This window comes from Thalassotalea euphylliae, assembly GCF_003390335.1.
GTDB classification, from domain to species: Bacteria; Pseudomonadota; Gammaproteobacteria; order Enterobacterales; family Alteromonadaceae; genus Thalassotalea_F; species Thalassotalea_F euphylliae_B.
In genome coordinates this window covers 4,158,325-4,183,896 of record NZ_QUOU01000001.1, presented here as the reverse complement: position 1 = coordinate 4,183,896, position 25,572 = coordinate 4,158,325, and the positions used below count along the sequence as shown (strand labels likewise).

20 protein-coding genes and 1 pseudogene are annotated in these 25,572 nt (G+C 43.3%); 9 read left to right on the top strand and 12 right to left on the bottom strand.

The window, feature by feature from the left end; translation table 11 throughout:
* Nucleotides 1-207 precede the first annotated feature (207 nt).
* From DXX93_RS18180 to DXX93_RS18155, 6 genes are read right to left on the bottom strand one after another with little or no spacing between them, the layout of a single operon-like run.
* Nucleotides 208-1,017, bottom strand: coding sequence for a symmetrical bis(5'-nucleosyl)-tetraphosphatase (locus tag DXX93_RS18180; RefSeq protein WP_116009346.1), 810 nt, complete (start codon nucleotides 1,015-1,017; stop codon nucleotides 208-210).
* Nucleotides 1,018-1,055: 38 nt separating this feature from the next.
* Nucleotides 1,056-1,454, bottom strand: a complete 399-nt coding sequence (gene apaG, locus DXX93_RS18175) for a Co2+/Mg2+ efflux protein ApaG (protein ID WP_116009345.1) — start codon at nucleotides 1,452-1,454, stop codon at nucleotides 1,056-1,058.
* Entirely contained in the window at nucleotides 1,454-2,287 is an 834-nt protein-coding gene (rsmA, locus tag DXX93_RS18170) for a 16S rRNA (adenine(1518)-N(6)/adenine(1519)-N(6))-dimethyltransferase RsmA (RefSeq protein ID WP_116009344.1), read from the bottom strand. The genes apaG and rsmA overlap by 1 nt, the downstream gene beginning before the upstream one ends.
* Nucleotides 2,288-2,340: 53 nt before the next feature.
* A complete protein-coding gene (pdxA, locus tag DXX93_RS18165) occupies nucleotides 2,341-3,327 on the bottom strand; it encodes a 4-hydroxythreonine-4-phosphate dehydrogenase PdxA (protein ID WP_181902313.1) in 987 nt (328 codons plus the stop codon).
* Complete coding sequence (gene surA, locus DXX93_RS18160) at nucleotides 3,324-4,625, bottom strand: peptidylprolyl isomerase SurA (protein ID WP_116009342.1); 1,302 nt, start codon at nucleotides 4,623-4,625, stop codon at nucleotides 3,324-3,326. Before surA ends, pdxA begins: the two co-directional genes overlap by 4 nt.
* A gap of 12 nt (nucleotides 4,626-4,637) precedes the next feature.
* Nucleotides 4,638-6,866 (bottom strand): LPS-assembly protein LptD, encoded by a 2,229-nt coding sequence (locus tag DXX93_RS18155; protein WP_258872709.1) that lies wholly within the window; start codon nucleotides 6,864-6,866, stop codon nucleotides 4,638-4,640.
* Nucleotides 6,867-7,100: 234 nt separating this feature from the next.
* Here DXX93_RS18155 and DXX93_RS18150 point away from each other — a divergent pair, with 234 nt between their 5' ends.
* From DXX93_RS18150 to djlA, 3 genes are read left to right on the top strand one after another with little or no spacing between them, the layout of a single operon-like run.
* Nucleotides 7,101-8,204 (top strand): aminoglycoside phosphotransferase family protein, encoded by a 1,104-nt coding sequence (locus tag DXX93_RS18150; protein ID WP_258872708.1) that lies wholly within the window; start codon nucleotides 7,101-7,103, stop codon nucleotides 8,202-8,204.
* Complete coding sequence (gene murU, locus DXX93_RS18145) at nucleotides 8,201-8,929, top strand: N-acetylmuramate alpha-1-phosphate uridylyltransferase MurU (protein WP_116009339.1); 729 nt, start codon at nucleotides 8,201-8,203, stop codon at nucleotides 8,927-8,929. Before DXX93_RS18150 ends, murU begins: the two co-directional genes overlap by 4 nt.
* Complete coding sequence (gene djlA, locus DXX93_RS18140; RefSeq protein WP_116009338.1) at nucleotides 8,913-9,740, top strand: co-chaperone DjlA; 828 nt, start codon at nucleotides 8,913-8,915, stop codon at nucleotides 9,738-9,740. Before murU ends, djlA begins: the two co-directional genes overlap by 17 nt.
* 74 nt (nucleotides 9,741-9,814) lie before the next feature.
* Here the strand turns inward: djlA and DXX93_RS18135 are convergent, their stop codons facing one another.
* The 3 genes from DXX93_RS18135 to rapA form a co-directional block, all read right to left on the bottom strand.
* Complete coding sequence (locus tag DXX93_RS18135; RefSeq protein WP_181902264.1) at nucleotides 9,815-10,834, bottom strand: DUF3530 family protein; 1,020 nt, start codon at nucleotides 10,832-10,834, stop codon at nucleotides 9,815-9,817.
* Between the two features lie 95 nt (nucleotides 10,835-10,929).
* Nucleotides 10,930-11,616: a bifunctional tRNA pseudouridine(32) synthase/23S rRNA pseudouridine(746) synthase RluA gene (rluA, locus tag DXX93_RS18130; protein ID WP_116009336.1), complete on the bottom strand. Its 687-nt coding sequence runs from the start codon at nucleotides 11,614-11,616 to the stop codon at nucleotides 10,930-10,932.
* A 27-nt stretch (nucleotides 11,617-11,643) separates the two neighbouring features.
* Nucleotides 11,644-14,556: an RNA polymerase-associated protein RapA gene (gene rapA, locus DXX93_RS18125; protein ID WP_116009335.1), complete on the bottom strand. Its 2,913-nt coding sequence runs from the start codon at nucleotides 14,554-14,556 to the stop codon at nucleotides 11,644-11,646.
* A gap of 542 nt (nucleotides 14,557-15,098) precedes the next feature.
* On the opposite strand from rapA, the pseudogene DXX93_RS18115 reads away from it, so the two are divergent.
* The 6 genes and pseudogenes from DXX93_RS18115 to DXX93_RS18090 all read left to right on the top strand — a co-directional run.
* A pseudogene (locus DXX93_RS18115) lies at nucleotides 15,099-15,953 on the top strand (PIN domain-containing protein); the annotation flags it as partial.
* A gap of 258 nt (nucleotides 15,954-16,211) precedes the next feature.
* The gene (locus tag DXX93_RS18110) at nucleotides 16,212-17,594 is read left to right on the top strand and encodes a PhoH family protein (protein WP_116010030.1); all 1,383 of its coding nucleotides are present in this window, start codon (nucleotides 16,212-16,214) and stop codon (nucleotides 17,592-17,594) included.
* Between the two features lie 194 nt (nucleotides 17,595-17,788).
* Complete coding sequence (locus DXX93_RS18105; RefSeq protein ID WP_116009332.1) at nucleotides 17,789-18,151, top strand: hypothetical protein; 363 nt, start codon at nucleotides 17,789-17,791, stop codon at nucleotides 18,149-18,151.
* Between the two features lie 206 nt (nucleotides 18,152-18,357).
* The gene (locus DXX93_RS18100) at nucleotides 18,358-19,038 is read left to right on the top strand and encodes a hypothetical protein (protein WP_258872707.1); all 681 of its coding nucleotides are present in this window, start codon (nucleotides 18,358-18,360) and stop codon (nucleotides 19,036-19,038) included.
* 43 nt (nucleotides 19,039-19,081) lie between these two features.
* Nucleotides 19,082-20,290: an IS256 family transposase gene (locus DXX93_RS18095; RefSeq protein ID WP_116007348.1), complete on the top strand. Its 1,209-nt coding sequence runs from the start codon at nucleotides 19,082-19,084 to the stop codon at nucleotides 20,288-20,290.
* Between the two features lie 72 nt (nucleotides 20,291-20,362).
* Nucleotides 20,363-21,519, top strand: a protein-coding gene (locus DXX93_RS18090; RefSeq protein WP_116009331.1) for an IS3 family transposase whose coding sequence is annotated in 2 segments (ribosomal slippage) — nucleotides 20,363-20,606 and nucleotides 20,606-21,519 — 1,158 coding nt in all. Because the reading frame shifts where the segments join, the coding sequence is not laid out codon by codon here.
* A gap of 142 nt (nucleotides 21,520-21,661) precedes the next feature.
* Here the strand turns inward: DXX93_RS18090 and DXX93_RS18085 are convergent.
* The 3 genes from DXX93_RS18085 to DXX93_RS18075 all read right to left on the bottom strand — a co-directional run bounded on the left by DXX93_RS18085 (nucleotide 21,662) and on the right by DXX93_RS18075 (nucleotide 25,514).
* Nucleotides 21,662-22,072 carry a hypothetical protein gene (locus DXX93_RS18085; RefSeq protein WP_116009330.1) on the bottom strand — a complete coding sequence of 137 codons (411 nt, stop codon included), beginning with the start codon at nucleotides 22,070-22,072 and terminating at the stop codon, nucleotides 21,662-21,664.
* 255 nt (nucleotides 22,073-22,327) lie between these two features.
* Nucleotides 22,328-24,502: a multiheme c-type cytochrome gene (locus DXX93_RS18080; protein WP_181902263.1), complete on the bottom strand. Its 2,175-nt coding sequence runs from the start codon at nucleotides 24,500-24,502 to the stop codon at nucleotides 22,328-22,330.
* A gap of 4 nt (nucleotides 24,503-24,506) precedes the next feature.
* The gene (locus DXX93_RS18075) at nucleotides 24,507-25,514 is read right to left on the bottom strand and encodes a LacI family DNA-binding transcriptional regulator (protein ID WP_116009328.1); all 1,008 of its coding nucleotides are present in this window, start codon (nucleotides 25,512-25,514) and stop codon (nucleotides 24,507-24,509) included.
* Nucleotides 25,515-25,572 lie beyond the last annotated feature (58 nt).

Genomic DNA, 25,572 nt, shown 5'->3' with positions numbered 1-25,572 from the left:
ACCTTTTGTATTGTGATTTCGTAATAAATTTTACGTTAATCAATGATTTGCATATTCATAATTACATCGATTATTTTTATTATTATCGACTAAATCTGAGTATGATTTAGTTACAACAATTAGACATTATAACAAGCGAATCCGGTTTTTCATTAAAAGTTCTCAAACTGTAATGGCGGTATAAAAGTTAGCTTGCTTGGCAAACCGCTAGGTCGTTGTTGCGCTTTGTGTGAAGAGTTTTTTGTCTTGCCAGCGCAACATGGTTAGGTGATTGCCCCACACACATCCCGTATCTAGGGCATAAACATTTTGTCTGGCGCAGTCGCCCATTAACGCCGCCCAGTGACCAAATATCCAGGTATTATTTTTCAGCTTGGCCAATTCAAACCACGGCTTTAATTCTTTGGGGGCTTTCTTAGGTTGTTCTTTGCAGTCAAATTCTAACGTGCCATCAGCATAACAATAACGCATACGTGTAAACGCATTGACTATATAGCGAAAGCGCTCGGCTTTCGTTTCAACCAAGTACCAATCATTTGGTTGCTCGCCGTACATGATCGACAACCATTGCTCGCGTTTATTGCCAGCAATTTTTTTATGGGCAAAGGCAGCCTGTTTAACCGCTTGTTTGATTGACCATTGCGGTGACAAACCGGCGTGAGACATAAAGCCATCTTGTGTTGGTAGTTGGAGTAATAACGGATGCTGAGCAAGCCAATCACACAAAGAGGAAAAGTTAGGGGCATTTAACAGCTGGGATAAATGGTCGGAGGGTTTTGCTTTTTTCAGTCCCGCTGCTATCGCCAGTAAGTGTAAATCGTGATTCCCGAGCACAAAGTTAGCACTTGAACCGAGTGATTTTACGAACTCTAGTGTTTCAAGCGACTGCTTGCCACGCGCCACTAAGTCACCTGCTAACCAAAGCTGATCCCGATGAGCATTGAAGCTGACTTTACTGAGCAGCAAATCGAGTTCGTTGAAACAACCTTGAATGTCACCAACTAAATATAACGCCATCGTACTATCAGCTATGCAAAATGGTAAGGTTGGATGCGTTAGTTAAGAATATTGGGTAGTGCCAATCTAAACACTGGAATGTCTACCCAAAATTTCTGCTGGTTAGGGGCGATCATTTGATATTGCCCTTGCATTGTCCCGACGGGAGTGCTGAAGACTGAACCGCTGGTATAGGTATAGGTTTGCCCCGGGGCAATAGTGGGCTGTTGCCCAACCACACCTTCACCTTGTACCTCAGACTCTTCGCCATTGGCATCGGTAATCAACCAACGTCTGTTAAGCAGCTGCACTGGCGTCTCACCCGTGTTTTCAATACTTATGGTGTAACTGAATACGAACTGTTTTTTGTCTGTGTCAGACTGATTAGGTAAATACTGGCTGACAACTGATACTGAAATATCGTCAGTAGCGGCAACCGTCGGCGAAGATGCACTCATTAGGTATCAGACTCTAAATCTTCACTACTCGCGCTATTGGCATGAATATAATTTGCCAAGCTGATGTAGTTATCTATGGTTAAGTTTTCTGGGCGCAGGGTCGGGGTTAGTCCCAGCGACTCTAACTCCTCGGCACTGACAAGCTTTTTAAAGCTATTGCGAATCGTTTTTCGGCGTTGATTAAACGCGGTGACACAAACACTGTTAAGTGTTTTAAGGCACTCAACTTGGTTGTTAATATCACGACGAGGAATTAATCGCACTATGGCCGAATCTACCTTAGGTGGTGGCTGAAAAGCTTCTGGGCCAATTTCCATGACTGATTCCACTTCACATTGGTACTGCGTCATTATTGATAGTCGGCCATAGGCTTTGGAATCCGGCTGTGCTGCCATGCGATCCACGACTTCTTTTTGCAACATAAAGTGCATGTCTTTGATGTCGGCTTTAAAGCTCAGTAGATGGAAAATTAACGGCGTTGAAATGTTGTATGGCAAGTTACCAAACACGCGCAGTGGCTGCTCTGCTGTCGCTAATGTTGAAAAATCGAACTTTAACGCATCAATTTCGTGAATGGTTAGGTGCTGTGCCAAAAAGGGATGATGGCGCAAGCGCTCTGCTAAATCGCGATCGAGCTCAACAACCGAAAGGTCGCCAGCGCGCTCAACAACGGGTTCAGTTAATGCGCCTAACCCCGGGCCGATTTCAATTAAGTTTTCACCTGGCTCTGGGTTGATAGCATCTACGATGCGGCTAATAATGGCATCGTTGTGCAGAAAGTTTTGGCCAAAACGCTTTTTCGCCTGATGGCCTAAATGGGTGTTTTTACTCATCTAATTTAATGACTTTTTCGTGTTGTATTACTTAATCTTGACTAATCGCGAGACTAAGATTGATTTTCAGCTAACGTTATAGCCGACTGAATGGCTTCGATAAAGCTGCCAGTGTCAGCTTGGTTGGTGCCCGCGAGCTCTAACGCCGTGCCGTGATCCACTGAGGTACGCACAAAGGGTAAGCCAAGGGTAATATTTACCGACGAACCAAACCCTTTGTATTTTAGCACTGGCAAGCCTTGATCGTGATACATACTTAAAATTGCATCCGCATCTTGCAAGTATTTCTCTTGGAAAATGGTATCGGCAGGCAATGGGCCAATAACGTTGATCCCTTCTTCGCGCAACTCGGCAAATGCTGGGTTCATCACCTCGATTTCTTCTCGTCCTAAGTGGCCATCTTCACCGGCATGGGGGTTGATACCACACGCATAGATTTTAGGTTGCTCAATGCCAAATTTTTCACGTAAGTCTTTATCTAAAATACGGGTTACTTTTTGCAGGCGCTCTGGGGTGATCGCCTTGGCTACATAGGCCAATGGAATGTGTGTTGTCACCAGGGCCACGCGCAGGCCGGGAGTGGCCAACATCATCACGACATCGGAGCAATTGGCTTGGTGCGCAAAATACTCAGTGTGACCGCTAAACGCGATACCGGCTTGGTTAATTAAGCCTTTGTGTACAGGGCCTGTGACAATGGCATCAAACTCACCAGAGATATTAATTTCACTGGCCACACGCAAGGTTTCAACCACATAAGCACCGTTGCTAGGGTTTAACTGCCCCGGTACAACGTCGGCTTCGGTTGGAATCGACTTTATGGTCAGCGTGCCTGCTTTTTGCGGCACCGGTGTTGCCTTGCTATCGTATTCAGTTAAAGTTAGCGGCAAACCCAATTGCTGTGCGCGCTCGGTCATTAGTTTAGGACAACCAACCACCACGAGCTGCACTGGCCAGTCTTGCTGGGCAATCGCGACAACCAGATCTGGACCTATCCCTGCCGGTTCGCCCGGCGTGATGGCAATGCGTTTAACCATTATTTCGTTTCCTGTTCGAAAATCTCGATGTAGGCTTCGTCGCGGGTTTCTTTGATCCAACGCGCACTCTCCATACCAAACTTGCGATTGAATAAGAGTTGGTAGGCGCGATTTTCATTCATTTGTTTAGTGGCATCCAACATTCGACGGCCTGTCAGTTGCACTAAGTGCCAGCCAAATGAAGAGCGGAATGGTTTGTGGTACTCGTCGGTATCAAGGCGTGCCAGTGCATCGCGGAATGCCGGGTCGTAAGACTTAGGATCTGCCCAACCTAAATCACCGCCACGCACAGACGTTGGCCCTTCAGAATGCTCTTTGGCTAGGTCAGCAAAGTCAGCTTCGCCTGCGTTAATTTGGTCGAGGAAGCCTTGCAGGGTTTCCTCCGCTTTTGCTTCACTTAAAATGATCGACGGTTTGATCAGAATATGGCGCGCTTGAACTTCTTCAATTTCTACTTTCTGGCGACCGCGAATATCTAAAATCTTAACAATACTAAAACCAAGACCTGTGCGGATTGGGCCGAATATTTCGTCTTTTTCTTGACCGTCAACGAGTTCAGAAAACAGCGTTGGTAGCTCGTTAATATTACGGTAACCCAAGGCGCCGCCATCAAGTGCATTGGCCCCACCGGAAGAAGCGATAGCAATTTTGGCAAAGTCTGAACCATTGTTAAGTAGCTCGATAACTTTGTCAGCGCGCACTTTCGCTGCGTTCATGTCTGCTTGTGTTGGGTTTGGTGGGAACTCAATCAAGATGTGGCCTAAGTTGTATTCCACATCAAGGTTAGTCTGTGCTTTCATCTCTTCCAGCAAGTTGGCCACTTCTTGTGGGGCAATATAGATGCGGCGGCGCACGTTAGCACGGCGAACTTCCCCTGAAATCAACTCAGTGCGGACATTTTCACGATACTTTTCATAGTTAACCCCTTCGGCAACTAAGGCTTCGCGGAACTGGCTTAGGTTCAGTTTGTTTTCGCGTGCCATATTGCTGATGGTTTCATCCAGTTGCGCATCACTAATTTGCACGCCCATACGCTCACCTAATTGCAGCATCAAGCTGTCGTTGATGAGCTTGTCCATGACTTGTGTGCGGAGCGCGCGATCTGATGGCAGTGATTGGTTGTTCTTTTCGGCGTTGCTTTTGATGTTTTCAAGCAGGTCTTTTACTTCAGACTCTAATACCACGCCGGAATTGACGATGGCAGCGACTTTATCAAGCTGCTCAACTTGAGCCTGAGCACTGCTGATCATGCCCATCATCATTGAGGTGGCTAAGGTGATTGCGGTTAACGTTTTCTTCATGAAACTTACTTCTTAATTATTGAGAAAGTATGGGCGTTTGTAGCCGAATATACTCGAATTAAACATATCTTGAGTGCCAACAGTACCCGTTTGGCCACCAAACCCTTTGATGACAAACTCTAGCACGAATCCACTGTTGAATTCATCGCGGTTTTCAATGTCAAAACTCTCGCCGTCAACATTGGAGTTGATATGACGATGGTAAGCGATGCGAACTGCCCAACAGCAGCTTTCATACTGAAAACCTGCGTAGCTCTCTAAGCTGCGTTTTTGTTGCAAATCTTGAGTAAAGCGACCGACAAATTGCCACTCCGGATTTATTCTGACACTGGAAAGCAGAGAAAGTTGCTCGATACTAACATCGGATACGTCCCGTGAATACCTGTGGTTTACCTGAAAGATGTTATCGCGGCTTTGGCGATAATCAATACTCACTTGGCTCTTGTTGGTTGTGTCGGTGTCGGTGTTGTACTGGATATTACCGCTAAATTGCCATTGCTGATTGCCGCGAATAAATAAATCGGCAGCAAGCGATGATTTATCCGCTGAGACACCGCGGTTTTCATCGACGGCAATATTACTGTCGTTCAAGTAGAAAATACGACCAACACTCGCGCGAAACTGTTCAACGTTGGCACTGTCGAGCAAACGTGAGGTTAAGCCCCAAGAAAATTGATTCGCTTCGGCGATGCGATCTAAGCCACTGAAGCGGCGATCGCGGAACAGCCCTTGGAAATCGTCTTGTAAACTTGCGGTGTCATACAAGCCGATATTATTTTGCTCTTTGTCTGAAATGTACAAATATTGCAGCTGTGGCTCTAACGTCTGGGTATAACTCTGACCAAAGTAGTCAGCGGCGCGATCGAAATTAACCCCGCCGTGAACGCGAACTTTTGGGAGCGTACGGGTAACACTCTCTTCCAATTGGCTGTCCAGTGGGATCTGCTCTTGGTCGTAATAGGTGTTAAGCACCTTAAATTCCGAATTGAAAAAGTAGGCTGGCGTGGTGATCGGTATATTGAAGCCTGCTTCGATATGATAGCGATTCGCTTCAACTAAATTGGGGTTAGGAGTCTCAAAGCGCGAAAGCTCTGAATAAACGTCAAAACTTGCATTCCACAGACCCAGTGGGTTGGTACTCGAAAACTCCACTTGTGGCACGGTTTTATAGCTCGGTGTGTGATTACCCAGTACTTCAAAATCTTGCAGTTTGATTAAGGCTTGCCAGTTATCACCAAAATACGCCAATTCGCCTAACTGATATAAATACGCGTCGTTGTCGTTGTAATGGCGACTGCCGATATCAACTAAATAGTTGTCATCACTGATTGATGTGTAGTCAATATGCGCGCGGAAGTTCTCAGAAAAGTTACCCACGTGCTGGTAGCGCCATAAATAGCGAGCATCGTTATTGGTTTGAATTTCATCGTCTTTGTGCAGGTATTCAACATCGATTTGACCGTATTGGTCATCAACTAAATAGCGAAACTCGGTTAATAGCTGTAGCCCGCGCTTCGACATATAACGCGGTGTGATGGTCGCGTCATAATTTTCCGATAAGTTCAGGTAATAAGGCAGCTCAACTTGCACACCAGAATTACCCGAAGACTTAAACGTCGGCTCTAATAGGCCCGATTTACGCTCATTGGTAACCGGAAATGAAAAGTAGGGAACGTACAGCACAGGCACTTCAAAAATTTCTAACCGAGCGTTGTAGGCTTCCCCTTCGTTTTCTTCAACCGAAATGTTGATGGCGCTGGCTTTAATTTGCCAGTCGGGGACATCGCCGTGGCAAGTGGTGAACGTTGAATCGAGTAAAGCAAGTTTGCCATCAGCAGTGATCACTAATTTACCCGCACTGCCATGGCCCGGGTTATCGGCTAAGTAGTACGAAGTCTCAGATAATGAAGTTGAATTATCGGCTTCTGAAGCGGTTAGCTGATTAGCGAATACGTCTACGCCCTCACTTTGAAAGTGAATAGTACCAGAAGCGTTAATTTGTGCTCTGAGGCGATCAAATGCGACTTCGTCAGCTTTGATTTTTTGGTCGTCTTTGATCAGTGTCACGCCGCCGCGAAACACGGCAAGCTGATCTTTTTCAATACTGGTGGTGCGAGAAACGATGCTGATGCTGTCTTTGTCTAGCGACTGCACCGAGCCTTGAATCGTGTCAAATTCGGGCAGTGGACAAATAAGGCCAGTTACTAGTTCAGTTGAGGGTTCAGCGGTTTGTTGTGCCATTGCTGGCGAGCTAAGAAGATAACAGCTACTCGCTAATAACAATTTTTTAGTTGGAAAAGGCATTCAGATCCCGAGGTTAATTTACAGCACAAAACAGGTCGGTTATCCACACACTGTTGCGTTTGATTGTTATTCTTTCGACAAACCCCGTTATAATATCGTAATTTTCAATAACTCGCTAATTGGTTATATTCACTTTTTAGTATTCAATCAGTTTATGTTCAGGGATTTTTCTTGTCTTTAGTAACCAGCTCAGCCCCCCGCATTGATGAATTAGTTCAATGGCTTGAACAATCCGGGTTCTTATCCCCAAAGTTAGTTGCCATGACAGGCGATGCGGGCTTTCGTCGTTATTACCGATTTACTCATGGTGCGAGTGCTTACATCGCGGTCGATGCGCCGCCAAGGTATTGTAATAATGCCGCATTTTTTGCGATAGCGAATCAGCTCGCTGAGCAGGGTATTAAGACGCCGGCAATTTATGCCCATGATCTAGACACCGGTTTTTTCTGCCTTGAAGATTTTGGTGCTGCTTTGTTGGCAGACGTGTTAACGGACAATTCAATGGCGGCATGGTATCGACAGGCGATAGCAATACTGCCCACCATTGCCCAAACGCCAGTAACGGCTGAGATGAAAACCTTCGACCAAGCGTTTGTCGAAACTGAGTTAGCCATTTTTACTGAATGGCTACTGGCTAACTATTTGGGGCTTACATTAACTGAGCAAGAAAAGCAGATACTCGAGACGAGCTTTACGATACTTGCCGATAATATTTTAGCCCAGCCGCAAGTTTTTATGCATCGTGACTTTCACAGCCGAAATCTTATGGTGCTTAGTGATACGCTCACGAGTGAATCGGTGCCAAGTGACAAGCAAACAAGCGAGAAAACGTTTGGTGTGATTGATTTCCAAGACGCTGTGCTTGGGCCGATCACTTATGATGTGGTTTCCCTGCTACGCGATTGCTATGTGAAATGGCCAACCGAGCAAATAACTCCGCTGCTTACCTACTTTGTTGAGCAGATGACCGCAACTGGCAATTATTCAGAGATATCATTTGAAACGTGGCAGCGCTGGTTTGATTTAACGGGCTTACAGCGTCACATCAAAGCCAGCGGTATTTTTGCTCGCTTGTTGCTGCGCGATGGCAAAGCGGGCTATATCAAAGATATACCGCTGACCTTATCTTATATTGTTGATATTGCTAGCACCTACCCAGAGTTAGGGGCGCTTGCCAACTTAGTGCGTGATAAGGTGATTCCCGCACTTACAGAAAAAGCACTTGCTGAAACCGCAGCAAGTAAAACGCAGCTAAGCAAGGAGCAATCTCAATGAAAGCCATGATCTTAGCAGCTGGTCGCGGAGAGCGTATGCGCCCGCTGACCGATCACACGCCAAAGCCCTTACTTGAAGTGAATGGTCAATCACTGATTGAGTACCATTTACACATGCTCAGACAACTCGGCATCACCGAGGTGATTATCAATCACGCATGGTTAGGTGAACAAATTCCACAAAAGTTAGGCGATGGCCGTGCTTATGGCCTGCGAATTCATTACAGTGCCGAACTTGCTGGCGCATTGGAAACCGCAGGTGGCATTGTCAAAGCCTTGCCTTTGCTTCAAGAAAATGCCGCTGGGGAACCATTTCTCGTTATCAATGGCGATATCTTTTTGTCAGCGCCACTTGCTTCATTGCCTGAATTAGCGCCTGATAAATTGGCGCATTTGTGGCTGGTAGAGAACCCTGAGCACAATCTTAACGGTGACTTCGCCCTGCAAGGTAAGTTAGTGACTAACGATAATGACGATAACATCCCGCGCCATACTTTTAGCGGTATTGCCTTATATCGGCCTGAATTTTTTGCTGATATAAATAGCGCTCAAGAAGCAAAATTGGCGTTGGGGCCGCTGCTCAGGCAAACCGCTGAGCAAGGGAAAATCTCAGGCCAGCTATTAGCAATCAATTGGACGGATGTCGGCACACCAGAGCGATTAGCTCGTTTAAATCAACAAGTGAAGACATCGCACATTAGGAATGAAAATGCGGATTTGGGGTAAATTATTAGGTTTTCTGTTTGGCTTTATGCTCACCAAAAATATTTTTGGTGCCTTGCTTGGTATGTGGCTTGGCCATCGTTTTGACAAGGGCATGGGCTTTGATTTTGAGAGCTTTAGCGTTAACCAGCAAGATGAGATGACGCGCCAAGCGGCCTTCTTCTACACCACTTTTTCGGTAATGGGGCACATTGCCAAGGCCAAGGGCCGAGTGACTGAGCATGAAATTGCCTTTGCCACCGCCTATATGAATAAACTGGGCTTGAAAGGGGAGTTGCGTCAACAAGCACAAGAGGCGTTTCGCGAAGGGAAAATCGCGGGTTTTCCGCTAAAAGAGCGCTTGAAAAAGTTTAAGCAAAGTTGCAAAGCACGTAACGATTTGATGTTGATGTTTCTTGAGATTCAAATTCAAGTGGCATTTGCCGATGGCTCGCTCGATCCTGCTGAGCGTGAAGTGTTGCACAAAATTGCCGGTTACTTGGGCTTCTCGGCACAAGATCTCGATAAGCTATTGGAAATGATTATTGCAGGGGAGTCGTTTCATCGACAGCAGCGCCAGCAAGGTCAACACAGTGGCGGCCAGCAATCGCGCCAAGCAAGTGCCAGATCTTTGCTCAAGGATGCGTATAAAATTTTAGGGGTGAGTGAGAGCGCATCGAAACAAGAAGTGAAGAAAGCCTATAAAAAGCTGATGTCACAACATCATCCTGACAAGCTAGTGGCAAAAGGCTTACCACCGGAAATGATGGAGCTGGCGAAACAAAAAACGCAAGATATTCAAGCGGCTTACGACCTGGTTAATCGACAGCTTTAACTGCAAACCGTTAAAAATAAAGAGCAGTGCCTGTTGGTTACTCATCGTTACTTGATATTCTTCGCAGGCGATTTCTACCAGCCGACGGTGGTGAGCCAGCCTTTTATTTCTTTGGCGAGTGCTTGCTCTGGGTAGTAACCCGCGCGAAAGTTGGTCAGCGCTCGTTGGCGATAAATCGGCTTTAATTCGCGTTTGGCGGCTTTATTGCGATCGGCGGCAAAGTGTTCAATCCAATGGACATCTTTTTTTAATACGATATCCAGTACCGGCAAGTCGGAGCCTGCAATTTGGTTAGCAAGGCGCTGGTTACCCACTGCGCTTTGCCTGTGGGCGCTGAGTGTGATTAACGCGTTGGGTTGCTCAACTGCCGCTTGTTCGTATAAATCCATTAAAATAGCGGCGTTATTCCCTTGGGCGATCACTAAAAATATCCCCGGAAATTCAGCCGCTTTTTCCATCACAGTCGTTAGCATCGGGGCTAACTTTTCAGCGTATTTATCCAGTATTTCTTTGTTTTCTTCGGCGGCTAAGGCCAGTTTTAGTTGCTGGCTAGGGTAATTGTCGGGTTTGGTGAGCGGTTGAATGACAATGGTCGTCCAACCTTCATCGGGTAAGTGCTGGCGTAAAAAATTGATCGCACGGCTGTCGGTTGCCGCTTGCTCCCATTCCGGTAATAAAATGGCAATACCGCGATCTGTACTGTGGTTATCTGGCTGTAAAATGGTGAGGAAGTCGTCAGTGCCGGCGAGCATAGGGGTGACTAAACTGCTATCGACACTGCGTTCGATATCTTGGGTAAATTGCTCGATAAGCGAAACTGGCGGGCGTATCTCGATTTGTTCGGTTTGCTCAGTTTGATTAGCTGAATCACCTTTGTCCGACAGCTCTTTTTGATCGCCTGTCATATCGCCGTCAGCCATATTGTTTTTGTCTGTCATGGGCTGCTCTTGCATCGCTTTGTCATCAGCTTTTTTACTAGCGCCTTCTGGGGTTTGCTGGGCATTTACCGTTAACGGGCTAATCAATAGGCTCAGTACAAAGCCGAATAAAAGTGCCAATGTGACAAGAGAATTATGAGGAGTGGAAGCTTTCACCGATACATTACCTATTAACCAAACTATGCGCCGCTAATACCAATTGAATTAATTGGCAACATACAAACAGTTTATCGGCCAATACTAACACGGCTTTAGGCTTGTGGAATATGGCCTTCAAATACACAAGGGGCAGTAAAGGTTAGCGCCTCTTTAGTGACGGGGTGAGCCAGTGTCAGTGATTTTGCATGTAGCTGTAAGCGGTTGCTTAGCGCTAACGCTTTATCGTGGGCATACAGGCGATCGCCAATAATGGGGTGGCCTAGAGATAACATATGAACGCGCAGTTGATGCGAGCGGCCTGTCACTGGGGTAAGCTCCACTAGAGCCGTTTCGCTTTCTTGTGCGATCAGCTGGTATTTAGTTAAGGCTTTTTTGCCATGCTCGAAATCGACTTTTTGCTTAGGGCGATTCGGCCAATCGCAAATCAGCGGTAAATCCACTTCACCAGCAATTTCGCTAAGCTGACCGTAAACACGGGCAAGGTAGCTTTTTTGCGTTAGGCGCTTTTCAAATTGGCGACTGATATCGACATGGGCCGCTTTATTGAGCGCCATCACAATAATACCGGAAGTCGCCATGTCCAAACGGTGCACTATGGTTGCTGTAGGTAGCACCGACATCACACGGTGCTGCAAACAATCCTGATGCTCAGCTAAGCGACCGGGTACGGATAAAATACCGCTTTGCTTGTTGAGCACCACCAAGTCATCATCTTGATAGATGATATCTAAATAAGGCGACATCGGTGGGCGATAGATAAAATCAGGGTTGGCAACCATAACGACTAATTCCGCATTGCCCCTTGCTTAGTGGGTAACCACAACTAAGCGGATCGCTTCAAACGTTAATTGCGCTTTGGCTAAGTATTCCGTTAATTGGCTTTGCTGAGTTTTGATAAAGTCCAGCTCGGCTTGGCGAACACTTGGGTTAATTGCCGCTAACGCCTGTAAGCGTTCAAATTCCTGATCAAGCGTTTGGTGCATATTGTTGTTGGCTTTTTCAGTGATCGCTGGAATTTGCGCTTGTGCATGTGCTTCGGCTCTCGTAACCAAGGCTGGCACTTCACCTTTTAGGGCTTTGATCAATTGCGTTGCCACTTGTTTTTTCACTGGCGTTAGCTGCTGTTCAAGCACTTGTGAAGAGACTTTACTCGCTAGGTTGTTACCGGCTTTATCCACTAATACGCGAATTGGTGTCGTCGGTAGGTAACGACCAAGCTGTAAGTGGCTTGGCGCTGTTGCTTCGACCGTGAAAATACATTCAAGGAAGAAGGTACCAACAGGTAAGGCTGGGTTTTTCAATAAACCAATACTGGCGTTACCAATTTCATCGCTGAGTACTAAATCCATGGCGCCGCGCACCATCGGGTGATCCCAAGAAAGTAGCTGATAGTCTTCACAGGCAAGTGCGGTTTCGCGATCAAAAGTGACGGTCGTGCCATCTTCCGGTAATTGCGGGAAGTTTGGCGATAACATATGCTCGGTAGGGTTAAGCGCAATAGCATTGTCAGCTTTGTCGTCTTGCTGAATGCCGAACACATCAAACACTTGGAACATGTATTGTGGCAAGTCAATTTGGTTATCTAATTTTGCCACTTGCTGAACAATTGCTTGCGCACGGCCTTGGCCGCTAGAGTTGAGTTCGAGTAGCTTATCGCGGCCATTTTCAAGCTCTTGCTTGATGGTTAAATGTTGTTGATGACTCGCTGCAATCACGGCATCAATCGCATCGCCTTGCCAGTTTTGGCTAAACATCGCGACTTGTAAGTCATTGCCGTGGCTTTCAAATACCGCGCGACCTGTTACACAGGTATGTTCAAAGGCATTTAACGATTCTTGATACCAACGGTAAAGCAGGGCTTGCGGCGATTGCTCGAAGTAAGGAATATGAAGCTTAATCGTCTGCGTTTGACCAATACGGTCTAAGCGACCAATACGCTGCTCAAGTAAATCTGGATTAGTTGGTAAATCGAACAGTACCAAGTGGTGAGCAAATTGGAAGTTACGGCCTTCGCTGCCAATTTCTGAGCACAGTAACACTTGCGCGCTGTCTTCTTCTTGTGCGAAGTAAGCGGCTGCGCGGTCGCGTTCAAAAATGCTCAAACCTTCGTGGAAGACGGCCGCGCGAATACCTTCTTTGGTGCGCAGTGCATTTTCTAGTTCAATGGCGGTATCGGCATGAGCACAAATGACGAGCACTTTTTCTTGGCCAAGCGATTTTAATAGCTCAATCAGGTAATCAACGCGCGGGTCGATATCGTACCAGTGGCCCGTTGCTGCGCTCAAACTACTTACGCTATACAGGCGCTCTGGCGTGGTGAGCAACTTGCTTTGTCTTAATTTGGTCAGCTCTTCTGGAGACTTATCTGCCACTAAATCGGCAATACTTTGCTGGTAAGCCGCGGGCAGCTCCATTGGTGCAGGCAGTGCTTGACGCTCTGGGAAGCCCTTGATGGTATTGCGGCTGTTTCTAAACAGAATACGACCTGTACCATGGCGATCTAATAGTTGTTTGATAAGCCCTTGGCGCGCAGTTTCTTGCGCACTTTCATCATCACCAGCCAACGCTGTCAATTGGCTGTTGATATCCGTTTCTTGCAGTAACTTTTTCAGCGTATCGCTTTGTGCTGTGCTTAATGCCTGCTTGGCGACTAAGGCATTAGCCGCATCGGCAACTTCAGTGTAATGGCTTTCTTCTTCAATAAAGGCTTGGTAATCGTAGAAGCGATCGGGGTCAAGCAGGCGCAGACGCGCAAAGTGGCTTTCATGGCCTAATTGATCTGGCGTTGCTGTTAACAAGAGTACGCCCGGGATCACCTCAGCAAGTTGCTCAATACACTGGTATTCAACGCTTGGTGCTTCTTTTGACCAGTTTAAGTGATGCGCTTCATCGACAACCATTAAATCCCAGTCTTCTGCGATCAAGGCTTCGTACCACTGTGGGCTTTCGGTGATGAAATCTAAATTAACGAGTACGAGTTGCTCTGCGCTAAAGGGGTTTTCGTCGCCACTCTGTTGGCAGCGCTCTTCATCGTAAATGGCAAACTTTAAGTTAAAGCGGCGCAGCATTTCGACTAGCCATTGGTGCATCAATGATTCAGGCACAACAATCAGCACACGTTGTGCGCGGCCAGTGACCAGCTGTTGATGAATAATCAAACCAGCTTCAATGGTCTTACCTAAACCTACTTCATCGGCAAGCAAAACGCGCGGTGCGAAACGGCTGCCCACTTCTTCGGCGATGTACAGTTGGTGAGGGATCAGGCTAACACGACCGCCCGCCAAACCCACTAGTGGTGACTGTTGTTGTTCGTACTGGTGTTTTAAGCTGGCTTTGCGCAGGCGGAACCAGTCGAGGCGGTCAACTTGGCCGTTAATCAAACGGTCTTGTGGTTTATTGAATTTAATAAAGTGATCTATCATCACTTCTTTAAGCTGCACTTGCTCGCCACTGTCTTCGCGTGTCCCTGTGTAAGTGAGCAAACCACCTTGCTCTACCACCTCTGCGACTTTTAGCATCCAACCTTCATGGCTAGGTACTAAATCACCTTGGTTGAAGATAACGCGGGTCAGTGGGGCATTATCAATTGCATATTTTCTCGCTTCTCCCGTGGCGGTAAAAATAATCGTCACATGGCGATTTTCGACACCGGTTACCGTACCAAGTCCTTGATCTGATTCACTGTCACTGATCCAACGTTGGCCAGGGAAAAAATGCATATTGACACACTCCAAAAACGATTCAGCCAGCTAATAAGTGATTGGGCGTTGCTCGCGTTATCTCACAACACAATACGGCAACACAGCTGGCTCAGGCAAAAAAGGGGCGACATATTACCGTTAATACTAGTTGTAATCATCAAAAAGTTCGTGTTTTTTGTATGCAATTTGTTCGTGGTGGTCAGCGAGTGCAGCAGAGGTGGGTTTTCGAGCAGTACCAAGGTGCTTTTTGCTTACTCAATTAGCGGCTAAAAAGCACTTGGTAATTTCTTACTATGACAGGTTTTAAAGGCGCGTCAATAGCTGAAAAAATTGCGGGCAAAATCGCGAAAATTTGCTTGCGAGCGAGCGGTGAAACTGTCAAAGTGAAATTGAACGTATACCAACTGTGTTAATTCATTGGTCGGGTTGGTATGACAAGGAATTCATCAACCGCTAGAAAAATCATAGCTCAGGTTGATAGTGACAATACGGGCTTGCGTTAACAGCCCCATGTTCTTTCGTCTGACTACGATGGCTCTATGCTAAGCGAGTGTGCCTATATGTCTGACGAAACCATTATCTACGTATTAGATACCAATATCCTGCTTCACGAACCTTTCGCCTTTCTCTCCTTTAAAGAACACGATGTCGTTGTGCCGATGACGGTACTCGAAGAATTAGACTCCATCAAAGATCGCAAAAAAGATGTTAGCCGCGATGCCCGCGTTGCGATTCGCGCACTAGAGGATGTGCTAGCGAATTCAACACCCGAGCAAATAATTGCTGGCGTGCCGCTCGCTACTAATCTAGGTAGCCAAGAGCAATCACCAAGCGGTGCGCTATCCATCATCAATGATTATGCGCTAGAGCAAAAAGCCTCAACCTTGTCGTTTAACGAAAATGACAATCGCATCATCAATGCCGCCATCAATATTCAAAACCATCACCCAGATCGCAAAGTGGTGTTGGTTACTAAAGACATCAACATGCGGCTAAAAGCCAAGGGTGCTGGTATGGCGCATGTAGAGGATTATCGCACTGACCAACTGATTGACGATGTGCGCTTTCTCACCAAAGGTTATCACCAATTTGACGGGGACTTTTGGGAGCAAATTAAAGAGTGCGAAAGCGAAAGCGAAGGGCGCAATACCACACATTATGTGAAACGCGATATTTTGCCTGCCACCTATATGAATGAATACTTACTGGATGAGGGCGAGCATTTTGCGGGTAAAATTGTCGGTTGGGATGAGCAGCAATTAGCCATTCAAGACTTATCGCGTGAGCGATTAATGGCCAAACAAGCGTGGGGTATCCATCCGAAAAATATTTACCAAGGGATGGCGATGGACGCCTTGCTCGACCCAACGATTGATTTAGTCATCCTCACTGGCCCTGCTGGCTGTGGTAAAACAGGTATTACTGCAAGCTTTTTTTTAATATTTGTGCAGACCTATCTACAGACCTTATTCTTACTGAAGAAATTGAGTATTTATAACAGGCTAAGATCTAATATCTCTAACATGTCATTAAGTGTGACTTAAAGAATAGAACCATTAATCAATAAATATAAATAACGGATTTAACCTGCAAGAAGGCACAAACAAAAATAATAAAGCTAAGGTAAATCTAAAATGCTAATTAATGAAAATCGTTCTCAAAGGAGAACTAAAATGAATAACCCAAGTGAAAATAGAAATCCAAGAGTATTAGATACATCGGCACTAGTTCATGATCCAAAGTCATTGCTCGCTTACAGTGAAGATGTATACATTTGTCTAACAGTTTTAGAAGAGTTAGATAACTTAAAAGAAAGAACTAATAAATCGGTAAGTGCTGATGCTCGTGTATGTATTCGAATGCTTGAAGACATAATTAATGGGCACAGTGCCGAAGAGATGGAAGCAGGTATTCCACTGCCTTCTACTGAAACAGCTAAAAGAGGCAAGTTGTTCATTGGTATTGATACTCAATTGGACATGGCAAAAGAGTTAAAGCACACGATTGGTAGCGATGCTGACAACAGAATAATTAACTATGCACTGCATCTTCAGAAAGAGTTAGATAAAGACGTTACTATCGTTAGCCGCGACATTAATATGCGACTAAAAGCTCGAACTGTTGGTGTTATGGCTGAAGATGTATCTGTTGATAATCAAATCGCAGATATAGATTTGTTATATACAGGAGTACAAGCGTTTGAAGGAGATCTTTTTGATCGAATCGAATCAGATAAAGATTTCAAAGTCTCAGGAGAGGTTTATACATTCCCAATAAGCTTGTTTAACGATGAAGTTCAGCCAAACATGTATTGGTACGATGAAGCTGGACATATTGGGCGAATTTCAGAAGTAACAGATACTGGAGTTTTCACGAAGTTATTGCCGCGTAAGCAAGAAAAAGTATGGGGCATATTGCCTAAAAACCAGCGTCAGGCCGTAGCTTTAAGCCAATTAACAGACCCTTACTATGACTTAAATATCATCCTTGGTCCTGCTGGCTCCGGAAAAACTTTTTTAGCAGTTGCTTCGGCGCTGCATCAAGTATTGGAGTTGAAAAAGTACAAAAAAATCGTTGTGGTTCGCTCAAGAGACTTTATGGATGATGACCCCGGATTCCTTCCGGGGGATTTAACAGAAAAATCGATGCCTTTGCTCGCAGGCATTACAGACGCACTTATCTCGATGCACTCGGATGATAGTCACGAAGGAAATATCCACGCTACAGTTGAACACGTGATCGAAAAAGCCAATATAGAATTTACTAGTATGGCTTACTTTCGGGGCCGTTCAATAGACGATGCTGTGTTAATCATTGATGAAGCTCAAAACATGACTAGAGCGCAAATCAAGGGTATGTTAAGTCGTGGAGGTAAAAATTGTCGGACTATTGTATTGGGTAACCTAGCCCAGATTGACGATAAGTTTGTAACACCTGCTTCGTCTGGTGCAAGTGCGGCTGTTAATGTATATAGAAATTATGAGAAAGGATCAGTTCTGATTTTTGATGAGGTAGAACGTAGTAGCTTGGCTGAGTTCACTGAAAAGAATATGTAGACATCAAACTACAATTCACATTTCCTTATAATATTGCGACAATAGCCACTGCTTTTTGCAGTGGCTTTTCAGAGAAGCCAGTTTCCACACATGCGGACGAAATGGATTTACTCTGGGTTTAAAAGATTAATTATACATTAAAGATGTAATGACTTAGGTACTGTGGACCTTAGTTGTTACGTTTTGGTGTGCATATGTCTTTTAAATCAGAAGCGCTAATAAGTAATGTAAAGCGTCAGGCAAAAAGGTTGTCAAAGAAGTTATCAATTCCCCTTGGACAGGCCCAAGAAGGGGTATCTATTTGTCTGTATGCTTGTGACAGTTACAGGGATTTACTAGTAAAAATAAAAGCTGAATCTTTTGACAATCCATTGATAGCACTGTCAGCTCTCTCTCCAAACTCGGAAATATTTTTAGTAAAAATATTAGCTAGTCACCTAGATGGAATTATCGGAAATTTTGAAAAAAAATTTCCCGGCTCCAATATAAATGAAGAAATGGTCGTATCCCTGTTTGGGCTTAGCTTTCCAGAGTTCAAACACAAAATATCTACCTAAATTTGTACAAATACGTAAGTTGTCATTTTGTTTTTTGGCGATATTATAAGGTGAGGGCTGAACGGACAGCCTACGCCTACGCATATTTTTTCGTTAAAAATATGAGCAGTGAAGCGGAGCATCCGTAAAAATTAGTGATTCAAATAGTCAAATAAACAATGTGTTTGTAGGCCATTGTTTGCTTGCAGTATTGTTTGGAGAACTAAATGATCTCACTTTATCAGTTAAAAAATAAGCTAAATAAACAAGCTAAAGACTTCGCATTACTTTTGGAGTTACCAGATTTATATGCGCAAGGACTCTGGAGCAGAGGCGTATATAGTTGTGCCCACTTTTCTCAAGCGCATGAGCGTCTGCAAGAAGCTTTCGACAGCCACAATTTAAATTCAATTCTAGAACACAACTCATTTAAATACTTGATGAACAACGAATACGATGATCAAGAAATCATTGATTCACTTCATAAAGAAATCGAGTCAATGGCATCTGAAATTGAAAGTTTGATGCTTGCTGATATTGATACGTTAGAATTGATTTCAACGATATACAGGGTTTTAGGTTTGCCCGAAGATGCTCAATTTATAGTTAACACTGGTGCTGATTTTAGATTAGAGTGGCGACCATATTTTGACGCGTTTGATGATCCGTTGATAGTTCAATATGCTGATTTGAAGTTTCAGGGTCGCTATTACAGGCTAATCGCTTCAAAATTTCCATTCGAGCAGCTTTCAATTGATAACATTAAAAAATACATGTACATCAATCATGTAAACCATGATGGAGAGTTTGAGGGATGTATTTCCGAAGGAAATAGCTTTTCGAAACATGAAGACTGGCTAATGCTGACACTTGAACTATTTAGTGACTCTGTAACTAAATCTGTGTAACTGCCTATTATTAATACCCATATAGGGTTTAGGATAGGTAGTTATGAACAAGAAAGAACTTGAAGTCTTTGCCAAGCAAGCGGCTAAATCCATCAAAACGGAAGCAGATTTAACGAACTTTCGTAAAATGCTTACCAAGGTAACGGTTGAAGCTGCGCTTAATGCGGAGCTGGATGAACACCTTGGTTATGTTCGTCATGAGCAATCCATCAACGATAATTCACGCAATGGCTATTCGCCCAAAACTATACGAACAGAAGATGGCGAGATTGATTTAGATACACCTCGTGATAGAGATTCTAGTTTTGAGCCTCAACTGGTTAAAAAGAATCAAACCCGCTTTACGTCAATGGATGACAAGATTTTATATCTGTATTCCAAAGGCATGACGACTCGTGAAATCGTGTCCACATTCAAGGAAATGTACGATGCAGATGTTTCACCAACACTGATTTCTCGTGTGACTGATGCGGTTATCGCTCAAGTCGTCGAGTGGCAAGCCAGGCCGCTTGATGCTGTTTACCCAATCGTCTATCTCGACTGCTTGGTTGTAAAAATACGCCAAGATAAGCAAGTCATCAACAAAGCCATTTACTTAGCCTTAGGCGTGAATATCGAAGGCCATAAAGAACTTCTAGGTATGTGGATATCAGAAAACGAAGGCGCGAAGTTCTGGCTTAACGTATTAACGGAGCTTCAAAACCGTGGCGTCAAAGATATCCTTATCGCCTGTGTCGATGGCCTTAAAGGTTTCCCTGATGCAATTAATACCGTTTATCCTGACACACAAATTCAGCTTTGTATTGTTCATATGGTGCGTAATTCATTGAAGTTTGTGCCGTGGAAAGACTACAAAGCCATCACGGCTGATTTAAAGCGCATATACCAATCGGTAACTGAAGATGAAGCCTTAATGGCCTTAGAGCAGTTTGAGCAACGCTGGGACAGTAAATATCCCAATATCTCTCGCTCATGGCGAAATAACTGGCAAAACGTTAGTACCATCTTCAATTACCCTGAAGATATCAGAAAAGCTATTTACACCACCAACGCTATTGAATCGCTGAACTCAGTTATACGTAAAGCCATTAAGAAACGTAAGCTGTTCCCACATGACGATTCGGCGAAAAAGGTGGTTTACTTAGCTATTGAGCAGGCATCTAAAAAATGGACGATGCCGATAAGAAATTGGAAATCGGCCTTAAATCGATTTATGATCGAATTCGAAGACCGATTAAAAGATGTTATTTAAAACTGGCAGTGAACTGGTTTAATTGAGCCGGACACTTTAATAAAGGACAATGTTCCAATATTGAGGTGTTAAATGACAAAACGAAAAAACAAAACCTATACAACCGAATTTAAACAAGAAGCTGTAGCCTTAGTGACTGAGCAAGGCTATACGGTCTCACAAGCCTCAGCTTCTTTGGGGATCACCACTAAACTCATTTATAACTGGAAAGCGAAACTTGAACAACAACAAGCTGGTAATGCGTTAAGTGAAGATGAACGAGCAGAGCTAAAACGGCTCAGAAAAGAAAATAAAGAACTCAAAATGGAGAAAGAGATCTTAAAAAAGGCAAGCGCCTTCTTTGCGAAAGAAATGAAGTAAAGTATGGGTTCGTCAAGGCCAATAGTCAGGCTCATGACGTCCGAAAGATGTGTGCTGTGATGCAAGTCAGTCGTTCAGCTTATTATGCATGGCTTAAACGACCAGCCAAGTTAATTACGGCAGAAGAGCTTCATTTATATCGGCGAGCTAAAGCACTGTTTAAACGTAGCCGCGAGAGCTTGGGCTATCGCGAACTACGTAAGAATTTACGCAAAGAAGGCTTTGAAATTGGTAAGCACAGAACTCGAAAGCTCATGGAAGCGTTAAACCTAAAAGTAAAGCAGCGAGTTGCCTACAAGGTAACAACGAAGCGTAAGCATGCTGATGCAGTTGCAGATAATTTGCTTAATCAGAACTTTAATCCGTTGGGGCCAAATCAGATTTGGGCTGGTGATGTGACTTATTTAAAAACAGGCGAAGGTTGGATGTATCTTGCTGTTGTGATGGATTTATATTCTCGACGCATTGTTGGTTGGCATATAGATAAACGTATGACGACTGACTTAGTGATGAAAGCCATGATTAGGGCTTATAACCTGAGAAAACCAGCTAAAGGCTTAATATTCCACTCTGACCGAGGCTCTCAATACACCAGTAAGCGTTACCGTCAGCTGCTCGAACAATTTGGTATTCGAGCGAGTATGGGTGATGTGGGAGCCTGTTGGGATAACGCAGTAGTGGAGAGGTTCTTTGGCAGTTTGAAACATGATTGGTTACTTAAAGTGGCTCAACCTACGCGTGAGCATATGAAAAATGATGTTGTCGATTATATGAAGTATTACAACTTAGAAAGACTGCATTCAGCTAATGGTGATATGTCACCAGTAGAGTATGAAAATTCTTTTAGAAAAGTGTCCGGCTGGAGTTGACCAGAACACAGTTACACAAAATGTGTTACAGGGTCGCTGTTAACGGATAACTTTGTTTCTAAACTTTAGTAAAGCCTCGCAAATTTAAGTGACCCCCAATAGTTGGGCATTCCAATTACTGGGGATAATTTCACGCAGATTTTCATAGTATTATAGCGGTAGTTAGTTCACTTTCTTCATCGATTAACATTTTACGCGCAGTATCTAGCAATTCTGATGCTGTGCATGCACAGCCAAAATCGTGAGCCTCTATTCTAATGTTGTTTGCAAATTTAGAAGAGGTGAAAATATTCGAAATATAGTCTTTTATGCTATCGAATTCTTTGTACTCAGAGTAGCTAGTTAAAAACAGAAATTTGCGGTTCTCACGTTTAGCTATTCTATATAATTGCATTTGAGTAATAGCAAACTCACACTCTTTAATGATTTCATACACAATGTTTAGCAAACAGTGAGTTTTTGCATGCGGAAGTTTTTCATTAAATATTTTACTTTCTAATTTGGTTTTCAAACCAGTGCAGTAGCATGCATAGATATCTTCATTATTATTCATTTTGTTATTTCTCTATTGTTATTTCTTTCTCCTATTTCTAATTTCCTAAATAAATTATCTCCACTACTACAGCTTTATTCAAGTGTAATTTTCTGATAATAAAGGTTATTTTATTATTTGTTGTTTTATCAAATGTTTACTGTAAGCGCTTTTGAGTGGATGTATGTGAGAAACTAAGAGCACTATAAAGCTGTTGTATATATTCATCTTTTGACACTCAAAATTTTCAAGTAATTGGTATGTATATTCATTCTTTTATTGAGTGAAGAATAGATAAGATTCCCGATCTCTGAGTTTCTGTGAAAAGCTTAAACCTAAATCTCTAAGGCTAATGTTTGATTTATAATCAGGATAAATGTCTTTAAGAAACTCTAGAGCCTTTCGTGTGTTGCCTACTGAATCTAACGCTAAAACATAGAGGTATGGATATTGTGGGTTTTTAGCATCATATTTCATAGCTAACTTGAAATGCTTTATCGAGCTAGCTTTATCTCCAGAACGAATTAGGAACATTCCATAGGAATATTGTATTTCAGCTGATGTGGGGATTTTATTTAAGGCTATTTCAAAAAGTTGCTGCTCTTTTTTTACCAGTTTTAAACTTCGGTAAATATCGCCTAAATTTATGTAAGAGGCAGCAAAATAAGGATCAATTGCAATACTCTGTTCCAGTTTTTCAATTGCTGCTTTTTCACGTCGTAACTTTAAGTCTATAAGCGCTTGGTTGAACAAGCCTTCTCCTCGCCAAGCGGAAGCGTTACCAGACTTTAGCAACTCTTTTAATGCATATTTGAAATTAGGGAACCATTCTAAGTTATCCGAGATGAAGTGATTAGCAGCAGCAACCCTTATAGCTTTGAATTCATCGTTAAGTAGGTTTTTGAAGGATAAATTTTTGTCTTTCTCTGGCAGTAGGTTGCCTACTTGGGCTGTTGCTAGTCTGATCAAAGGTAAATGACTATTTGCCCAATTCTTTACAACATGATCGGATAATATTTGCGTCGTATATGGGAGTAGGCTAATTGCAGTTGCTCGCTTAATTTCTGACATATCATCATCATTAATTAGTGCTAAATGAACTTCCAGAGGAAGTTCTTGGTTACTCATCAATTTCATATAATTCTGTTCTGAATTAGATAATGCTTGAGGTTTACCAAACCAAGATTGTAAATGCTCCGCAGCCCAACTATTATTCTTATCGCTGTGACAGGAGATACATGCATTTGGTGTAGAAAATTCATTTGATAAATCTGGTCGAGGTATCTTGAAGCTATGATCTCTCCTTGCGTCAACACCCATGTATGTTGTTTCCGGCATATGACAACTGACACATTGCCCTGCTTTAGAATCTAACGGGTGGTTAGTGTGCTTTTCTTGTTCATAAATTTCAGCATTATGGCACTGTAAACATAATCCATTGGTTTGAGTTTTGACTTTCATGCTATGCGCGTCGTGACAGTCCAAGCAGTTAACACCCTCATCGTACATTTTACTTTGTAAGAAGGAGCCATACACATACACTTCATCTTTTATTTGTCCATCCGCGTGATATAACGGTGGTACTAAAAAGTTTGGTGAGAATTGTTCTAGTAAATGTTTGTTAGGTTTGAAACCATCGGTTAGCGGTGCTCGCAATGCATGGCATGAGAAGCAGGTATTCATGAACTGGCCACGCTGCGCTTTTTGTTCTTGCGAGGCTACCTCACTTTTCTGGTTTCTTAATCTAGCTACTTTATCACCCGGAACCAATAGCCAATTTAATAAATCGCTTTTTTCTTTATTGCTTAATAGAGTGCCTTCATTGTTTTGACCCGAAACTGCGTGTTCTGATGGCATATTTCCGTGGCAAGACTGGCAACCTACATTGATATTATCCCACGTTGTATTGAATGAGTTCGTTACCGGGCTAAAATTCCGCTGAAGGCCATCTGAATGACAATCAGCACACATACCGTTCCAGTTTTGCAACGGTTGATTCCAGTGTAATCTATCATTAGGTTTTACGTCTTCATTTGCATAGTTTGGATACCAACGTTGTCCACCTTCTGAAGATGGACGACTGTCCCAAGCAAAAGGAAAAACCTGATACTTTCCATTTTGAGTTGGTACTAAGAATTGCTGAAGAGGGTAGTGTCCAAAGGTGTACATCACTTCATATGAAGATGTTTCACCAGCTTCAGTTAAATCAATTAAGAACTTTCCATTCTTTCTATAAAATTTAGCTTTTTGAGAATAGTGTGTCGTTTCTACATTGTTGAAATTTGCCAAAACAGTATCGACATTGGCAATTGCCATTGCTTTTGCATGATCGGACTTCTGCCAATTTGACACTTGTTTTTGATGGCATGAAACGCAATTTCCCTGATTAGCAATAGAGTGATAGCTAATCAAAGTAAAGGTTAAAGTTAAGATAAATTTTGTTAATTTCAAACTATTAATCTCGAATGAGACGAGTTGTCGATTCTCTTTTCACTAAACTTGGTATGTATTTTAGCTCAGATTTTAAAGGTACATCATTTGAGCTATAGTCTATGGCTCTTTGAGCCGCGTGATTAGCCATTTCAGCGATTGGATAGCGAAGTGTTGTCAACTTAGGCCGCGAATATTTAGAGAGTAATACATCGTCAAAGCCGATAATTGAAATATCATTTGGCACTTTATAACCATTGTCTTCAAATACAGATATTGCACCTATCGCCATAGCGTCGTTGTAAGCAAATACACTAGTGAAGTTTTCTGCTTGCGCGAGTAGCTCTTGCGCAGCCAGCTCGCCGCCCTTTAAAGTAGGCTCATTGTTCACTTTCAATTTTGAGTTAATGCTTAAATCAAAGGACTTAACAATTTCTTCGAATCCACCCAAGCGAAGCTTGGGATCATCTATATCGTAGTTGCTATTAATAAAAGCGACATTCTTGTGCTCTAAAGCTAATAAATGACGAGCTGCAATTTTCCCTCCTTCGAAATTATCCAGCCAAATACATTTATCTGAGACTTCATCAATAAAGCGATCAATGAAAATTAGACCGGGAATTTTGTCGCTTAAACTGACTAGTACATCATCAGACAGAAACTTACTGTGCAATACTATCGCATCGCATCGTTGCTCAACCAATAAATTGATTGCTTTTAATTCTGATTCAGCCGACATTTTGCCAGTACTCAATAGCATTTGCATATTTTTGCTCGAAGCAACTTCTTCAACTCCATTTGCGAGAGAAGAGAAAAATGGATCAGAAATATCAGGAATTACTACACCAATAGTTGACGATTTTTGTGTTTTTAGTGCTCTTGCATTTGCATCAGGTGTATAACCAAGCTTATTCATAATAGCTATTACATTACTACGAGTTTTCTCGCCGACCTTACCAACATTGTTAATAACACGAGAAACTGTTGCGATAGAAACACCAGCCTCTTTTGCTACATCCTTAATGGTTGCCATACACTAAATATTCCTTACGGGTGAAAACGTTTACATTTAAAAATCTTTATCAATCAAT

Bases quoted from the DNA above. Each gene is read 5' to 3' on its own strand.
- DXX93_RS18180 (WP_116009346.1), bottom strand. From the start codon at position 1,017: ATGGCGTTATATTTAGTTGGTGACATTCAAGGTTGTTTCAACGAACTC.
- apaG (WP_116009345.1), bottom strand. From the start codon at position 1,454: ATGAGTGCATCTTCGCCGACGGTTGCCGCTACTGACGATATTTCAGTA.
- rsmA (WP_116009344.1), bottom strand. From the start codon at position 2,287: ATGAGTAAAAACACCCATTTAGGCCATCAGGCGAAAAAGCGTTTTGGC.
- surA (WP_116009342.1), bottom strand. From the start codon at position 4,625: ATGAAGAAAACGTTAACCGCAATCACCTTAGCCACCTCAATGATGATG.
- DXX93_RS18155 (WP_258872709.1), bottom strand. From the start codon at position 6,866: ATGGCACAACAAACCGCTGAACCCTCAACTGAACTAGTAACTGGCCTT.
- murU (WP_116009339.1), top strand. From the start codon at position 8,201: ATGAAAGCCATGATCTTAGCAGCTGGTCGCGGAGAGCGTATGCGCCCG.
- djlA (WP_116009338.1), top strand. From the start codon at position 8,913: ATGCGGATTTGGGGTAAATTATTAGGTTTTCTGTTTGGCTTTATGCTC.
- rluA (WP_116009336.1), bottom strand. From the start codon at position 11,616: ATGGTTGCCAACCCTGATTTTATCTATCGCCCACCGATGTCGCCTTAT.
- rapA (WP_116009335.1), bottom strand. From the start codon at position 14,556: ATGCATTTTTTCCCTGGCCAACGTTGGATCAGTGACAGTGAATCAGAT.
- DXX93_RS18110 (WP_116010030.1), top strand. From the start codon at position 16,212: ATGAATAACCCAAGTGAAAATAGAAATCCAAGAGTATTAGATACATCG.
- DXX93_RS18105 (WP_116009332.1), top strand. From the start codon at position 17,789: ATGTCTTTTAAATCAGAAGCGCTAATAAGTAATGTAAAGCGTCAGGCA.
- DXX93_RS18100 (WP_258872707.1), top strand. From the start codon at position 18,358: ATGATCTCACTTTATCAGTTAAAAAATAAGCTAAATAAACAAGCTAAA.
- DXX93_RS18095 (WP_116007348.1), top strand. From the start codon at position 19,082: ATGAACAAGAAAGAACTTGAAGTCTTTGCCAAGCAAGCGGCTAAATCC.
- DXX93_RS18085 (WP_116009330.1), bottom strand. From the start codon at position 22,072: ATGAATAATAATGAAGATATCTATGCATGCTACTGCACTGGTTTGAAA.
- DXX93_RS18075 (WP_116009328.1), bottom strand. From the start codon at position 25,514: ATGGCAACCATTAAGGATGTAGCAAAAGAGGCTGGTGTTTCTATCGCA.